Source organism: Mesorhizobium sp. LCM 4577 (assembly GCF_001854795.2).
Taxonomy (GTDB): Bacteria; Pseudomonadota; Alphaproteobacteria; order Rhizobiales; family Rhizobiaceae; genus Mesorhizobium; species Mesorhizobium plurifarium.
This window is the reverse complement of the sequence record NZ_MDDU01000002.1, coordinates 522,775-537,698: the sequence shown is the minus strand read 5'-3', so window position 1 is coordinate 537,698 and position 14,924 is coordinate 522,775. Positions and strand designations below refer to the sequence as shown.

Sequence of the window (14,924 nt, the reverse complement as noted above, 5' to 3'; positions counted from 1 at the left end):
TGCCTCTCAGATTGCCGGCGTCTGCCGGATGGGGTTGCCCTGCAGGTACTGCGCGTAGGGCGCCTGGACGAGCCAGCCGGCATCGACCGGAAGCGTGACGCCGGTGATCGAGGCGGCGCGGTCCGAGCAGAGGAACAAGGCTGCCTCGGCGACATCGCGCGGCTCGACGAAGCGGCGCAGCGCGGTCGTGGCCTGGATCGCTTCGGGCTTGCGTTCGCCCTTGGCGATCTTCGCCTTCAGTCCGTCCGACAGCGTGTAGCCGGGCGCGACCGCATTGACGCGAACCCCGTGCGGGCCGAGCTCGGCGGCCAGCATCTGGGTGAGCGCCAGCACCGCATGCTTTCCGGGCGTGTAGGCCGGCAACGACAGCGGCGCGAAGGAGGCGAGCGAGCCGACATTGAGGATCGCGCCGCGCCCGGCGGCCGACAGCAGCCGCCCGAACACCTGGCAGCCAAGCAGCGTGCCGCGATAGTTGATGCGCCACATCTTTTCGTCTTCGTCGAGATCCTGGTCGAGCACATGCTTGCCGCTTTGCAGGATACCGGCGCAGTTGACGACGACATGTGGCGTGCCGAACGTGTTCACGACGCCCGCCGCCAGGGCCTCGACCGAGACGGGATCGGCGACGTCGGTCTGGACGAAGAGGGCGCGCGGCGCGCCGCCGCGCTCGCAGGCATCGGCGGCTTCCTTGCCCCGGGCAGCATCGCGGCCGGCGACGACCACCTGATAGCCATCCTCGGCGAAGCGCTCGGCCATCGCGCGGCCGATGCCGGACGTGCCACCGATGACAACGGCGGTCGATACGTCAGCCATTGCGGCGATCCTTCCGCTCGATGTCGAAGAATTCGGCCATGGCCTCGACCTGGAAATCCATCATCGGGCGTCCCGGCTGGATGCGGCAGCCGATCTCCTTCGCCGCCTTGAGCAGCGGCGTCTCGGCCGGCTCCATGATGATGTCGACCACGGTCATGTTCGGCGTCAGCTTGCTCACGTCCATCGGCAGCGGATCGCCGGCCTTCAGCCCTGACGGCGTGGCGTTGATCGCCATGTCCATCCCGGACGGATCGGGCTGGCCGACCTCGATGCGGCAGTTGGGAAAAGTCTTGTTGACCAGCGAAGCGAGCTTTTGCGCGCGTTCCTTGTCGATATCGGTCAAACGGATTTCCGCCGCGCCTTCTTCGGCAAGGCAGTAAGTCAGCGATGCGCCCGCGCCGCCGGCGCCGACCTGGAGGATGCGCCTGCCGGCGATCTGGTGCCCGCCCGCCTTCAGCCCCTCGATGAAGCCGACGCCGTCGAAATTGTCGGCATACCAGCTGCCGTCCGCCTGCCGGCGCACGGAGTTGGCGCTTTGCACACGCGAAGCGCGGTCATGAGCCGCCGCGCATTTGTGGTAGACCAGAACCTTGTAGGGCACCGAAATGATCACGCCGCGGATGTTTTCCGCCGCGGTGATGCCGGCCCAGAAAGTGTCGAAATCCTCCGGACGGCAGCTCAACGGCACCATCAGGCTGTCGAGCCCCTTTTGCTCGAAGATCTCGTTGAAGATCCCAGGGCTCTTCGCATGGCCCACGGGATGGGCCAGCATGACGAAGACATCGGCCTTGCCGGTTCCACGCATCGGTTATTCCTTTCCATTTGAGAGTTCGTGATCGCCCAGGATTTCGAGGGCCCGCACGAGCGACGAGTGATCCGCCTCCGCGCCGCCGGCTCGGGCCGAACAGGCATTCATCAACTGCTGCGTTGTTGCCGTGCCCGGCAGGGCGACGCCCAGCGCTCGCGCGCTTTCCAGCGCAAGGTTGAGATCCTTCTGGTGCAGCCGGACGCGGAAGCCCGGCGCGAAGGTCCGTGCGATCATCCGCTCGCCATGCACGTCGAGCACGCGCGAGGAGGCGAAGCCGCCCATCAGCGCGCTGCGCACCTTGGCGGGATCGCAGCCGGCCTTGCTGGCGAAGACCAGCGCTTCGGCGACGGCCTCGATGTTGAGCGCGACGATGATCTGGTTGGCGATCTTGCAGGTCTGGCCGGCGCCGTTGTTTTCGCCGATCAATGTGATGTTCTTGCCGAGCCTCTCGAAGATCGGCCGTGCGCGCTCGAACTCGGCGGCCGGCCCGCCGACCATGATGGTGAGGCTGGCCGCCTTGGCGCCGACCTCGCCGCCGGAGAYCGGCGCATCGAGATAGCCGGCGCCTGCTCCCCTGATCCTTGCCGCGAACTCGGCCGTGGCGATCGGGCTGATCGAGCTCATGTCGATGACCAGCTTGCCGGCTGAAATTCCCTCCAGCACGCCGTTCTGCCCGAACARCACGCGCTCGACGTCGGGCGTGTCGGGCAGCATGGTGATGACGATCTCGCACGCCCGCGCCACCTCGGCGGGAGAGGCGGTGACCGTTGCTTTCAGGTCGTTTGGAAGTGGGGAGCGATTGAGGACCGTGACGATCTCATGTCCGGCATCGGCGAGATGCCGCGCCATCGGAGCGCCCATGACGCCAAGTCCGATGAAGCCGATTTTCATACGCAACCTCCCGTACTTCGTCAGACCATCTTGCAGCTCGTCGAAGGCATATGATATAGGACATCATACAAATTTCAATCCATCTCTTCACGGCTGGAGACCGATCGCAAAATGCAGGAGCGCGTCAATTCGCTGAAGGCGGCCGTTCAGGCCGGCCGGGCTCATATCGGCATCTGGTGCTCGCTGGCCTCGGCGCTCACCACCGAGATCGTCGCGGGCTCCGGGGCGGGCTGGCTGCTGATCGACGGCGAGCACAGCCCGAACGACCTGCGCAGCATCATGGCGCAGCTGCAGGTCGCGGCGGCGTTTCCCTGCGAGGCGGTCGTGCGCTTGCCATCCGACGATCCCAATCTGATGAAACAGGCGCTGGATGTCGGCGCCCGCAGCCTGATGATACCGAACGTGCGCACCGCCGAGCAGGCGCGCGCCATCGTCGCCGCGATGACCTATGCGCCGGGCGGCTTCCGCGGCTTCTCGGTCGGCCACCGCGCCAACGCTTTCGGCCGCATCGCCGGCTATCACGCCAAGGCGCGCGAGCAGCAGTTGCTGGCGGTGCAGATCGAGGACGAAACCGGTGTGGCCAATGCCGCCGAAATCGCCGCGGTGGACGGTGTCGACGTTCTCTTCGTCGGACCCGGCGACCTCTCCACCAATATGGGTTCGATGGGCAATCCAGGCGCCGACCATGTGCAGGAAGCGATATCGTCGGTGCGCAGGGCCGCCGCCTCGGCAGGCAAGGCCAGCGGCATCCTGGCTCCCGTGAAGGCCGACGCCGACCGTTATCTCGCCGACGGCTTCACGATGGTGGCTGTCGGCTCCGACCTCGGCCTGCTGGCGCGGGGCTCGGACGCCTTGATCGCATCGTTCAACCAGTAGAGCGGAGTACAGAAGTGGCGATCCCCCCTTACAAGGCCCCGGCGCGCAACGCCTATGACATCGTCATCGTCGGCGGCGCGGTCGTCGGTTCCTCGACGGCCTACTGGCTGAGCCAGGCGCTGGGCAGCGGCGCCTCGATCCTCGTGGTCGAGCGCGACTCGAGCTACACCTTTTCCTCCACCGCGCTCTCAACCAGCGCCATCCGCCAGCAATATTCCAATCCGATCAATGTGAAGATCAGCCAGTTCGGCATCGAGATCATCCGTGGTTTTGCCGAGCGGATGGCGCCTTTCTACCCGAATGAGCCGGCGCCCGATCTCGGCTTCAAGGAGCACGGATATCTCTATTGCTGCTCGCCCGAGGGGGTGGAAGCGGCGCGCGAACGGGTCGAGCTGCAGCGCAGCCTCGGCGCCCATACCGTCTTCCTCGAACCAGGCGCGTTGAAGGAACGTTTTCCGTGGCTCAATGTCGAGGATCTCGGCGGCGGCTCCTGGGGTTCCCGCGAAGAGGGCTGGTTCGATTCCATGGGCCTGCTGAACGGCTTCCGTCGCGCCGCGCGCGGCAGCGGCGTCGAATATGTCGACAATGCCGTGACGGGATTGGACCTCGCCGATGGGCGGGTCGTCTCCGTTCGCCTTGCGACCGGCGAGACGGTTGCTTGCGGAACGCTCGTCAACGCGGCGGGTCCGCGCGCACAGCAGGTCGCCGCCATGGCCGGCCTTTCCATCCCCGTCGCGCCTTACAAGCGCTACAGCTTCGTTTTTGCCAGCGCCAATCCGATTCCGGGCCGGATGCCCAATGTCATCGATCTCTCCGGCACATTCGTGCGCCCGGAAGGCGAGCTCTTCCTCACCGGCAACACGCCGCAGGGCGACGGGCCGGCAGACTATGACGACTTCGAGATGCATTTCGAGGAATTTGACGACTATATCTGGCCGGCTCTCTGGCACCGCATCCCGGCCTTCGACGCGCTGAAGGTGCAGACGAGTTGGACCGGCCATTACGAATACAACATGCTCGACCACAACGGCATCGTCGGCTTCCACCCGGAGATCAAGAATTTCATGTTCGCCAACGGCTTCTCAGGCCACGGCCTGCAGCAGTCGCCGGCGGTCGGCCGTGCGGTGTCGGAGCTGATCGTCCATGGCGCCTTCCAGACGCTCGACCTGTCGCCCTTCCGCTATGAAAGGATCCCGCGCAACGAGCCGTTCCTGGAGGAAGCAGTGATCTGAAGCGCGTCGCGATCTTTCAGGTCCGCTCCATGCGCTTTAGGTTTTCGATTTCACGCATGTCCTCATCCCGAAACCGGTTCCCACTTTCGGGAGACATGCTTTAGTGGGCTTGAGTGTTGGCCACCAACCATCTTGCTATCCCGGAACGACGCGAAGGCCGATCAGCGACTTGCTTTCAGCAACTTGACGGCCCAGCCAATCCTTGGCGCCGCAATGGTTTGCCGGGCATGCGATCGCAAGTAGGCCGATGCACCATAGTGTCGTGGTGTTGATCACCCCGTGCGTCTCTTCACGATCGCGGGCATGGCACTGAGCTGATTGACCATATGGCGAGGAATCCAGGTGACGCGATCACCGGAAAGTTCAACCTCGATATCTTTTTCAAGAAAGACATCCAGAAGAACCCGTATCAACATCACTCCCAGATGCCTTCCCGGGCAAATGTGGATGCCCTTGCCGAAGGTGGTCAGTCCGGCGTGGATCCGGTTGATATCGAAGCGTTCCGGGTCCGGAAACACCGACGGATCGTAATGGTGCGCGCGATGCGTGCCATTGATCTGGTCGTTGGCGCGCAGCATCGACACCGCGCCGACAGCCGCCGCCTCCTGACCTATGCTGGAATGCGCTGGACCATGGATCAGGCCGGCTTTCTCCAGATCGAGAATTTTCTCCTCGAAGCGCCTGATCAGCTTCATTTGAGCATAAAGGCGAACCAACTCCCGAGCGGGAAGGGCGCTCCAGTCGGATTCGTCCGCCTCGATCCGGTACCAGGGTGCCGATGGTTTCAGTTCATGCTTTTGGGCCAACTCGTCTCCTCCCGCTCGGCCTATTGCAAAGAAAGGCCTAGCTCCGCGCGTCGCCGCAGCCATAGGCTTGCCCTGTAGCGAGGGTCGCGGGTGCGGTCATAAATCGTGTCCAGGATGCGCAGAACGCGTTTGGGGCCGATCTTGTCGCCCCATTCCAGCGGCCCCAGCGGGTAGCCCAGGCCAAGCCTGACCGCCGCGTCGAGATCGGGTGCCGAAGCGATTTTCTGCTCGACGATTTCGCTGCCGATATTGACGATCATGGCGATGATGCGCTGGCAGACGGCCCCGCAGCTATCCTCCACCATGGTCGCCTTGCGGCCGGCGCGGCGGACCAGGCTCAAGGCCGCTTCCCTGGTCCGGTCGGACGTTGCGGCGGAGGCCACGAGCGTCACGTGGCGGTCGATGCCGAAAAACGGATCGAAGCCGACGCAAAGCGAAGCCGGCAGACCGAGCCGCACCGCGGCGCCGGCCACGTCCTCGCCCTCCAGGCCGATGAGAATGAGGTGGTCGCCGTCGATTGTCCGGTCGGTGGCGCACGAGTCGACGAGTTCCTGCATGCCCGAGGCCTCGTTGTCGGCGATCACGGTGACACGACCCGGCAAAGCCCCTTCGGCGCCGACCGCTTCCACCGGTCCCGCGGGAGGGATCGGTCGGCCATCGCCATGGTCGTAGAACCCGCGTTTGGTCTTGCGGCCGAGAAGACCGGCCTCCACGCGCCGGGCGGCGAGGACCGACGGGCGATAGCGCGGATCCTGGTAGAATTGGTTGTAGATGCTTTCCATGACCGGATGCGAGACATCGAGCCCGGTCAGGTCCATCAGCTCGAACGGACCCATCCTGAATCCGGCGGCGTCCCGCAGGATCGCATCGATGTCGTCGACCGGCGCGACGCCTTCGCGCAGCATCGCCAGGGCTTCCGTGCCGAAGGCGCGGCCAGCGTGATTGACGATGAAGCCGGGCGTGTCGGCGGCGATGACGGGGCGATGGCCAAAGCGGGCCGCGAGCGCGACCAGCGCGCGCTCGACCTCAGGCGCCGTATGGGCGCCGGAGATGACCTCCACCAGCTTCATCACCGGGACGGGGTTGAAGAAATGATAGCCTGCGATCCGCTGCGGGCGGCTGGCCGCGGAGGCGATCGCCGTCACCGACAGGGACGATGTGTTGGTCGCTATGATTGCGTCCGGCCCGACGATCTTTTCCAGCGTCTCGATGAGCTGACGCTTGGGCTCGAGACGTTCGACGATGGCTTCCACGACCAGGTCGGCGCCGGCCAGGCGGCCCAGCGTCTCGACGGGTTCGATACGGGCAAGCAGTTTTTCGACCGTTTCCGCGCTGACCTTGCCCGCGGCGGCCCTGGCGCGTTGACGCGACGCGATCTGCTCGAGGGCGGCTGCGGCTTTTCCCGGCGCTTCGTCGACGATCATCACGTCGACGCCCGCCGCCGCCAGAACCTCCGCTATGCCGGAGCCCATCACCCCGGCGCCCACGACACCGGCTTTTTCGACCCGACTTCTCGACACCCCTCCCGCGTCCGCCAAGTCAGCGCCCCGTAAATGACGCTTTGCGCTTTTCCAGGAAGGCGGCGATGCCTTCCCGTTTGTCGGCCGTATCGAAAAGCAGTTGAAATGCCTTGCGCTCGAGGCGCAACGCCGTTTCCAGGGGAGCGTCCTCGCCATTGACGACGGCTTCCTTGATCTGCTCGACGGCCAACGGCGGGAGACGGCTGATCTTCTGGGCGATCTGCAGCGCCTGCCGCAGGGCATCGCCCTCATCCGTGAGCATGCTGACGAGGCCGGCGCGCTCGGCGTCTTCCGCCGGGAACATATCGCCGGTCAGGACGAGCATCAGCGTCTTGTACTTGCCGATTGCTCTCAGCAGCCTCTGGGTGCCGCCGGCGCCCGGCATGAGGCCGAGTTTGACCTCTGGCTGCCCGAAAGTGGCTGTGCGCGCCGCCACGATGATGTCGGCATGCATTGCAAGCTCGCAGCCACCGCCCAGCGCAAAGCCCTCGACCGCGGCAATAACCGGTTTCGGACATTTCGCGATCACATCCCAGTAGCGATGGGTGCGTTGAAGAAGCAGGTCGGCGGAGCCGAGCTTTTCAAACGCTCTGACGTCGGCGCCGGCGGCAAAGTTGGCGCCGCGCCCGGCAATGACGATGGAACGGATCTCCGCGTCGTCTGAGAAGCTTGCCACCGCAGCAGCCAGCTTCTCCCGCACTTCGAGATTGATTGCGTTGCGGACTTCGGGGCGGTTGATCTCGACCAACCCCACATTGTCGAACGGGCGGCTCTCCACCACAACAAGAGACTGATCGCTCGCGGGACGCATTCGTACCTAGTACATGGAATTTAATTTCATATCCGTGACTGTAGTCAGCGTCAGCGACGCCTACAAGGCTAACATGGACGTCCTGACGACTATTCTCCACACCGCTCCGGAAACGATGTCCCGTGGGCGTTCGAAGCGCGTCTGGGCGGTTCGTAGGAGCGGCTGCGGTGCGGCGTCGCTGCATGAGTTCGGCAGGGCATCCGGCGTGCCGAAGCGCGCCATGGTCCAGCCTATGCGGCTCGCTTCGGCGTGAGCTTCAAGGTCAGCACCGCCGCGGCGTCGACGGCCTTGTCGGTGTAGAGCAGCGGCACGTAGTCGCCCGCGGCCCAGAGCGGCGCCATGTCGCCGTAATGGTCCGACCGCGGATCGCCGGATTGGCCCGGCGTGTTGATGCAGACACTGTTGTCCCAACCGCCGACATCGACGACAATCCGGAAGGAGGCGCCGATGGTGAGCCGGAAGTCGGTGGGGCGGTACGAGCCGTTCATCGGCGTGCTGCCGCTGCCGCCGAAGGGGAAGGGGCCGACATTCCATCGGCCCCCGGCATTGGCGACCGCTCCTGCCGGGTGCTCGAAAAGCGCCTCGTGCAGGCGGCCCCATGCCCATTCATCGGTGTCGGGGCCGAGCGCCTGCCGGCATGCGTCGTAGGCTTTCGCCAGGCTGCCCAGCGCCAGCGCGGCAAACGCCACCGGGGTCCCGGCCGCGATGGCTTCAAGCCGATCGAGGATGCCGGCGGTGTCGCCGGGCGCGAACAATGGCCTCAACTCCGGCTTGCCGACGGCATCGGCAATGATGGCCACGTGCAAGTGGTTCGCCCACCAGACTTCGTAGAGCGCGGCGCCGGGGCTGTCGGCCGCCAGCCGGAAATCCCAGCTGGCGAGTAACTCCAGGGCCGCCGTCTCCGCTTCGTTGCGTCCGGACAGCGTCGACAGCAAGCCGACGACCCGCTTCGCCGGCACGCAGAACACATCGGTCTGAAGACGGCGGGACGCGTCAACGGTATGGCGCTGGTCGGCGGCCAGCACGCCGTCGATGCGCTGGGCGCGCGAGGGCTCCAGCCATTCATAGCCGATCGGCTGGTCCATCGGCCAATCGGCCGGCAGGTTGAACTCGTTGGCGGTGGCGAAATAGCCCTTCGCCGGATTGCGGCTGAAGGGCAGCGCATGACCCGGCAGGAAGCCCTGCCATTCATGCTGCCCGTCGCCGGGCACCGGCAGAAGCCCGTCCCAGTTGGGGCGTATGGGAGAGAACCCGCCGACGGCCCAGCCGATATCGCCCTTGGCGTCGGCATAGACCTGGTTGACCGCCGGCACGCCCCAGCCGCCCATATGGTCGCGGAACGCCTCGAAGCTGGTCGCCCGCATGGCGGCGATGCTCTTGAAGTAGGGGGCCGTGCCGGGATCGGTCCAGACAGTGCGGATCGCCACCGCCAGATGCCGGTCCGGATATTCGGCGATCACCGGCCCGTGGCGGGTGAAACGCAGGGCGAGCGCGGCCTCTCCGCAACCCTTGACCGAGGCGGTCTCGCCGATGTCGCGAAAAGCCTCCCAGCCGTCTCCGTAACGGTAGAGGCCGGGGTCCTCCGGATGCGTCTCGTAGACATAGACATCTTCCTGGTCATGGCCGAGGAAGAGCGTGAGGCCAAAGGCCGAATGGCCGTTGTGGCCGATCGAGATGCCCGGCAGCGCCGGCTCGCCGGCCCCGATGCCGTTGAATTCGGGCGAGGCGATGTGGACGATGTAGCGCAGCGACGGCACCGCATGGGTGCGGTGCGGGTCGTTGGCCAGGATGGGCCGGCCRCTGGCGGTCCTGGCGCCCGACACCACCCAGTTGTTGGAGCCCTGCAGGCTGGTGTCGCGCACGACGTCGCCGAGCGGCGTCATCTTGCGCCAGGCGCGGGCATCGCCGATGCAGGCCGTCAGCCTTTCTCTGCCGAAGGTGACGGGGGCGATGGCGAGCTTGAACGTGTCGAGGCAGTCGAGCGGCAGCGGGGCAGGGCGGTCGCGGCCGGCAAGCGGGTCATGCGGCGGTTCCAGCTTCTGCCGGAGCGCGTCGAGTTCGGCGTCGAGCTCCGCAAGGATGTTGGAGCGGATCACCTCCGAGACGGCGTTGCGCATCAGCGAATGGCTGCGGATGCGCACGACGTCTTCCGGCTGCCATGTGGCTGGGCGGGTGCCAAGGGCGGCGAATTCCGGCGGCAGCCTGTGCGGCTGGTGTTCGCAGAGCTCGACATAGGCATTGATGCCGGCGACGAAATGGCGGCAGATCGACTCGGCGTCGGGGGCATAGGCGTCCCATTCCGCCCGCATGTCGCCGCGATAGAGGAAAAGCCGGGCGGCGCGGTCCTGCTCGAGGTAACCCGGGCCGAAATCCGCCGCCAGCACGCCAAGGCCCCGCTTGCGCCACAGATCGATCTGCCAGAGCCGGTCGCGCGCCGCGTTGAAGCCCTGGACGAAGAACATATCGAGGAAACTTTCGGCTCGGACATGGGCGATGCCCCAGCGGTCGACGACGATGCTGGCCGTCGAGCTCAGGCCTTCGACGGCGAATTCCTCTTGGCTCATGATTATCGATGCTCCCGGATCAGGCTGGGCTCCTCGTCGGCGTCGCCTGCTTTTGCCCCGTCGGCGCCAGCCTTTCGAGGATCTGGATCAGGCCGCCCGGCGCAAGCCTCAGCACCAGGATCATGGCGACCGCGATGACGATGTAGCGCGCGTCCTCGAAGCCGCCAATCCCCGCCATGGCTTCGCTGGCGAAAGTGAGCGCCAGCGCCGCGATCACCGGGCCGAGAACGCTGTTGATGCCGCCGATCAGCACCATCGAGAGCACCAGCGACATCGTCCCGAAGCCGAAGACCTCGGGCGAGGCGACGCGCAGATAGACGGTGTAGAAGCCGCCGGCGATGCCGGTGAAGATGGCGCTCAGCACCAGCACTGAAATTCGCGTGCGCGCCACCGAGATGCCGCGCGCGGTCGCATAGTCCTCGGCGTCGCGCACTGCCTTGAGCGATTTGCCGAAGGGCGAACCGGCGACAAGGATCAGGAAAGCCGTGGACAGGCCGAGCAGGATCAGCGCCAGGTAGTAATAGCCGAGCTTGTAGTCGCGGATGAAGCTGTAGTCGCCGATGGTGAGGAACGGCAGGCGCACCAGGCCCTTTGCGCCGCCCGTCAGGTCGGCCTGGCTGAGCACCAGCTGCACCATCAGCTGATTGACCGCGAAGGTGACGAGCACGACATAGATGCCTTTGAGCCGGGCGACCGGCGCCGCCATGATCACGGCCGAGATCGCCGCCGTGACCGCGCAGGCGGGAATTGCGAGCCAGGGATTGACGCCGGCGGTCTTGGTCAGGATCGCCGCCGTGTAGACGCCGATGCCGAAGAAGGTCATGTGGCCGAAATTGAAGATGCCGCAATGACCGAGGCTGAGGTTCCAGTTCGACGCGATGATCGCGTAGATGAAGGCGATGATGAAGAGGTGCCTGACATAGCCGTCGGTGAAGACCTGCGGCACGAAAGCCAGGACCACGAAGAGCGCAAGCAGCAGGAGGTTGTTTCTGGTCATCATCTCTTTCCGAATATTCCGTTCGGCCTGAGCAGGAGGACGAGGATCATCAGCAGGAAGAGCGCGAAGGGCGTCCAGTAGAGGCCGACCCAGAGCACCAGGAAGGCCTCGATGAAGCCGATCAGATAGGCGGCGCCTGCCGTCGAGCCGAGGCTGCCGAGACCGCCGAAGATGACGACGATCATCGCCTTGGTCAGCGGCTCGCTGCCCATGGCGGGCGTGATGAAGCGGATCGAGCCGAGAAGCGCGCCGGTGAGGCCCGCGAGTGCTGCCGAGATCGCGAAGGCGAGCGCGAAGGCGGTCGGCACGTCGACGCCGATCAGCGCCGCCGAATCCTGGTTCTGGCCGACGGCGCGCAGGCTGCGTCCGATCTTGCTCGAGACCGTGAAGCGCCACAGCGCGATGAGGATGACGGGCGCCGCCACCAGCAGCAAGGCTTCATGCGCGGAGATCGCGTTGCCGAACAGCCTGATCTCGCCGTCGACGAGCGGCGGAAGCTGCTTCAGGCGCGGTCCCCAGATCATCTGCGCGCCGCGTTCGAGGATGATGGTGACGGCGAGCGTCGTCATGGCCGTGACGAGCAGCATGTTGCGGCTGGCATAGAACGGCCGGATGACGAGCCGCTCGATGACGATGCCGATCAGGCCGGCGCCGAGCGTGCCTGCGACGACGCCTGCAACAGGGCCGGCGCCGACCGCTTCGCTGACCGTCCAGGCGATGAAAGCGCCGACCATCATCAGCGCCCCATGCGCGAAGTTGAAGACGCCGAGCGTCGTCCAGACCAGGCTGAGTCCGCTCGCCATCAGGGCATAGAGCGAGCCGAGCACCAGGCCGGAGACCAGCGTGGCGAGGAGCGTATCCATCAATGCGTGCCTCCTTCGCCGAAATAGAGCCGCATGACCTCTTCATGATCGGGCGCGCTCGCTCGGTCGATCTCGCGCACGACGACGCCGTGCTCCACCAGGTAGAGCCGGTCGGTGAGGGAGAGGAGGAACTCGATGTCCTGCTCGACCACGATCAGCGGCACGCCGCTTTTGGAAATCTCGCCGATTGCCGCGCCGAGCTCCTCCTTGAGGCGGGGAGAGAGGCCGAGCGTCGGCTCGTCCAGCATCAGAAGGCGCGGCGCGCACATCAGCGCGCAGCCGATCGACAGCATCTGCCGCTCGCCGCCCGACAAGGTCTTGGCGAGCTGCGTCTTGCGCTCGGCCAGGCGCGGGAAGAGGGCGTAGACGTCATCGAGCCGCCTCTGGGCGCCGGTGCTTGCCCGCTTGCTGAAGGCGGCCAGTTCGAGCGTCTCGGCGATGCGCATGTTGYCGAACAGCGTGTTGCCCTGCGGCGCATGGATCAGGCCGGCCTCGACGATGGCCGGCGGCTTGCGGCCGGTGATGTCGGTGCCGTCGAAGGTGATCGAGCCTGCCGTGGGCCGCACAAGGCTGGAGATGGTCTTGAGCAAGGTCGTCTTGCCATGGCCGTTGGGGCCGAAGAGCCCGATCGATTCCTGCGGTCCGATGTGCAGCGAAAGACCGTGCAGCACGCGCATGTCGCCATAACCGGCCTGCACGTCCTTGACGTCGAGGAGGGGCATCATTGCTTGCGCCCTCCGAGATAGGCGGTGATCACCGCCTCGTTGCGGACGACCTCGGCCGGGTTGCCTTCGGCCAGGACCGAACCCTGGTTGAGGACGATGAGCCGCTGGGAGATCGAAAGCAGCAGGCTGAGAACATGTTCGATCAAGAGCACGGTCACGCCGGAGGCGTTGACCGCGACGAGCAGCCTGTCCAGGCTCTCGATCTCGGGCTTGGTGAGGCCGGACGCCGGCTCGTCGAGCATCAGCACGGCCGGGCGCGACATCAGCCCCGAGGCGATCATCAGCTGCTTCTTTTCATAGACCGACAGGTTGCGTGAGGGGATGCCGCGCCGCGTGTCGGCAAACCCCACGAGACCGAGCACCTCGTCGGAACGCGTCCGCGCCGCGACGCGGCCGAGCTGGCCGTTATAGGTGCCGCAGACCAGCAATGTCTCGTCGGCCGTCAGGTCCGGAAATTCCGCATCCTTCTGGAACGTTCGGGCAAGCCCGGCGCGGGCGATGCGGTGGGCGGGCCAGCGGTCTATCCGCTGGCCCTGGAAGCGTATCTCGCCGGAGGTCGGGCCGAAGGGCACGCCGGTGATGAGATTGAAGAGCGTGCTCTTGCCCGAGCCGTTCGGGCCGGCAATGCCCAGGATCTCGCCGCGCGTTACGCCGAAGCTCACGCCGTTGACGGCCTTCAACCCGGCGAAGTGCTTGCTGGCGTCGACGACCTCAAGGATCGTGTCGTTCATCGGACCGTGTCACTTCATCCAGGCCGGCTGGACGAAGTCGCCGGTCGCATATTTGCCTGGATAGAAGAGGACGCGCTTGCCGTCCTGGATCTGGTAGAACTGCAGCGGAACGCCGTCGGTGTTCTGCACCGACAGATGCGTCGCCGGGTCGAAGGTGATGCGCCCGATCGAGGTCTGCTTGTCGGTCTTGCCGATCTGTTCGCCGACTTCCTTGCGCTTGGTCGGGTCGCCGACCTTGGCCAGCGCGTCGGCGTAGATCATGACCTCTTCGTAGGTCAGCGCGCCCGCGCCGCCGGATTCGATGTTGTACTTCGCCTTGTACTTGTCGAGCACTTCCTGCGCGCGCGGATTTTTCGGCGACAAAAGCAGGCCGCCCAGCATGTTGTAGACCACGCCGGACGACTTCTCCTTGGTCAGCTTCAGGAATTCGGGAACCGACGGCGCGTACTGGATGAACACGAGGCTGTCGGTCGGATTCTCCATGAACTGGGTCATGAAGGTCGCGGCATTGGCCGACAGATAGTCGGTGTTGATCAGCAGCGCCGGCGGGTCCTTGCGCACCTTGCCCAGGAAGGCGCGCCAGTCGCTGACTTCGCCGAACGGCACGAGATCGTTCTGCGTGATCTCCCAGCCGTCGGCGCCGAAGGCCTTGGCCATGCCTTCCGCGATGCCCTTGGAATAAGGGTTGTCGGACGAGATGATCGCGACCTTCTTGTTGGGCAGCTTGATCTTGCCCGTCTCCGACAGCTCCTTGATCACCGGGACGATCTCGGTGTTGTAGCCGTCATAGGACGGGGTCAGCGACCATACGGTGGGGAAGTTCTCGGGGTTCGGCGCGATGATGTCGTGGGTCTGCTGCGAGTTGGCGGCGATCATGTAGACCATGTCCTGCTCGGCCATCATCTCGATCTCGAAATTGGTGCTCGAGGCATAATTGGTGAACACGCCGCCCATATCGTGATCGCCGAGCAGCCGCTCGACCGCCGTCGCGACCTTGTCGGGATTGCCGTCGCCGACATCGGCCACGACCACTTCGAAGGTGTGGCCGGCTATACCGCCGGCGGCATTCAGCTCGTCGACGGCAAGCTTGGCGCCGTTGACGATTTCCTGCCCGTCGGYCGCGGCCGGGCCGGTGAGCGGCGCGAGCACGCCGAGCTTGACGGTGTCGGCATAGGCGAATGCGGACGTGGAAAAGAGCGCCGCGGCCGATACTGCTCCCATAAGAACGCGTCTGGTGATCATTTCGTTACCCCTTGATATTCTTGCTTTGTTGGTTTGTTGGCCGGT

The 14,924-nt window shown here is 65.4% G+C and carries 15 protein-coding genes; 3 read left to right on the top strand and 12 right to left on the bottom strand.

Annotated features, from left to right (window positions below):
* Positions 1–6 precede the first annotated feature (6 nt).
* Genes LCM4577_RS07110 through LCM4577_RS07100 form a run of 3 tightly spaced genes read right to left on the bottom strand, consistent with a single transcriptional unit; the run spans position 7 to position 2,512 of the window.
* Entirely contained in the window at positions 7–813 is an 807-nt protein-coding gene (locus tag LCM4577_RS07110; RefSeq protein WP_071070431.1) for an SDR family NAD(P)-dependent oxidoreductase, read from the bottom strand.
* On the bottom strand, positions 806–1,618 hold the full coding sequence (locus LCM4577_RS07105; protein WP_071070429.1) for a shikimate dehydrogenase: 813 nt from the start codon (positions 1,616–1,618) through the stop codon (positions 806–808). The genes LCM4577_RS07110 and LCM4577_RS07105 overlap by 8 nt, the downstream gene beginning before the upstream one ends.
* A 3-nt stretch (positions 1,619–1,621) precedes the next feature.
* Positions 1,622–2,512: a 2-hydroxy-3-oxopropionate reductase gene (locus LCM4577_RS07100; RefSeq protein ID WP_071070427.1), complete on the bottom strand. Its 891-nt coding sequence runs from the start codon at positions 2,510–2,512 to the stop codon at positions 1,622–1,624.
* A 111-nt stretch (positions 2,513–2,623) separates the two neighbouring features.
* Here LCM4577_RS07100 and LCM4577_RS07095 point away from each other — a divergent pair, with 111 nt between their 5' ends.
* Positions 2,624–3,388: an HpcH/HpaI aldolase/citrate lyase family protein gene (locus LCM4577_RS07095; protein ID WP_071032608.1), complete on the top strand. Its 765-nt coding sequence runs from the start codon at positions 2,624–2,626 to the stop codon at positions 3,386–3,388.
* Between the two features lie 14 nt (positions 3,389–3,402).
* Positions 3,403–4,620 (top strand): FAD-binding oxidoreductase, encoded by a 1,218-nt coding sequence (locus LCM4577_RS07090; RefSeq protein WP_071032609.1) that lies wholly within the window; start codon positions 3,403–3,405, stop codon positions 4,618–4,620.
* 272 nt (positions 4,621–4,892) lie between these two features.
* Here LCM4577_RS07090 and LCM4577_RS07085 read toward each other — a convergent pair whose 3' ends face one another.
* The 3 genes from LCM4577_RS07085 to LCM4577_RS07075 are packed head-to-tail and all read right to left on the bottom strand — an operon-like array spanning position 4,893 to position 7,757.
* Positions 4,893–5,426 (bottom strand): cytochrome P450, encoded by a 534-nt coding sequence (locus LCM4577_RS07085; protein ID WP_198541022.1) that lies wholly within the window; start codon positions 5,424–5,426, stop codon positions 4,893–4,895.
* Between the two features lie 20 nt (positions 5,427–5,446).
* Positions 5,447–6,946 (bottom strand): 3-hydroxyacyl-CoA dehydrogenase, encoded by a 1,500-nt coding sequence (locus LCM4577_RS07080; protein WP_071070628.1) that lies wholly within the window; start codon positions 6,944–6,946, stop codon positions 5,447–5,449.
* A gap of 19 nt (positions 6,947–6,965) precedes the next feature.
* Positions 6,966–7,757, bottom strand: a complete 792-nt coding sequence (locus LCM4577_RS07075; protein ID WP_040990613.1) for an enoyl-CoA hydratase-related protein — start codon at positions 7,755–7,757, stop codon at positions 6,966–6,968.
* Positions 7,758–7,791: 34 nt separating this feature from the next.
* Between LCM4577_RS07075 and LCM4577_RS07070 the strand changes: the two genes are divergently transcribed.
* The gene (locus LCM4577_RS07070; RefSeq protein WP_131803428.1) at positions 7,792–8,010 is read left to right on the top strand and encodes a hypothetical protein; all 219 of its coding nucleotides are present in this window, start codon (positions 7,792–7,794) and stop codon (positions 8,008–8,010) included.
* On the opposite strand, the gene LCM4577_RS07065 is transcribed toward LCM4577_RS07070, so the two are convergent.
* Genes LCM4577_RS07065 through LCM4577_RS07040 form a run of 6 tightly spaced genes read right to left on the bottom strand, consistent with a single transcriptional unit; the run spans position 7,988 to position 14,879 of the window.
* Entirely contained in the window at positions 7,988–10,321 is a 2,334-nt protein-coding gene (locus LCM4577_RS07065; RefSeq protein ID WP_071070423.1) for a penicillin acylase family protein, read from the bottom strand. The genes LCM4577_RS07070 and LCM4577_RS07065 overlap by 23 nt on opposite strands.
* Before the next feature lie 19 nt (positions 10,322–10,340).
* Complete coding sequence (locus LCM4577_RS07060) at positions 10,341–11,318, bottom strand: branched-chain amino acid ABC transporter permease (protein ID WP_071070421.1); 978 nt, start codon at positions 11,316–11,318, stop codon at positions 10,341–10,343.
* Positions 11,318–12,181 carry a branched-chain amino acid ABC transporter permease gene (locus LCM4577_RS07055; protein ID WP_041010051.1) on the bottom strand — a complete coding sequence of 288 codons (864 nt, stop codon included), beginning with the start codon at positions 12,179–12,181 and terminating at the stop codon, positions 11,318–11,320. The genes LCM4577_RS07060 and LCM4577_RS07055 overlap by 1 nt, the downstream gene beginning before the upstream one ends.
* On the bottom strand, positions 12,181–12,906 hold the full coding sequence (locus LCM4577_RS07050; protein ID WP_071070419.1) for an ABC transporter ATP-binding protein: 726 nt from the start codon (positions 12,904–12,906) through the stop codon (positions 12,181–12,183). The genes LCM4577_RS07055 and LCM4577_RS07050 overlap by 1 nt, the downstream gene beginning before the upstream one ends.
* On the bottom strand, positions 12,903–13,637 hold the full coding sequence (locus tag LCM4577_RS07045) for an ABC transporter ATP-binding protein (protein ID WP_071070417.1): 735 nt from the start codon (positions 13,635–13,637) through the stop codon (positions 12,903–12,905). The genes LCM4577_RS07050 and LCM4577_RS07045 overlap by 4 nt, the downstream gene beginning before the upstream one ends.
* A 9-nt stretch (positions 13,638–13,646) precedes the next feature.
* Positions 13,647–14,879 (bottom strand): ABC transporter substrate-binding protein, encoded by a 1,233-nt coding sequence (locus LCM4577_RS07040; protein WP_071070415.1) that lies wholly within the window; start codon positions 14,877–14,879, stop codon positions 13,647–13,649.
* Positions 14,880–14,924: the final 45 nt, after the last annotated feature.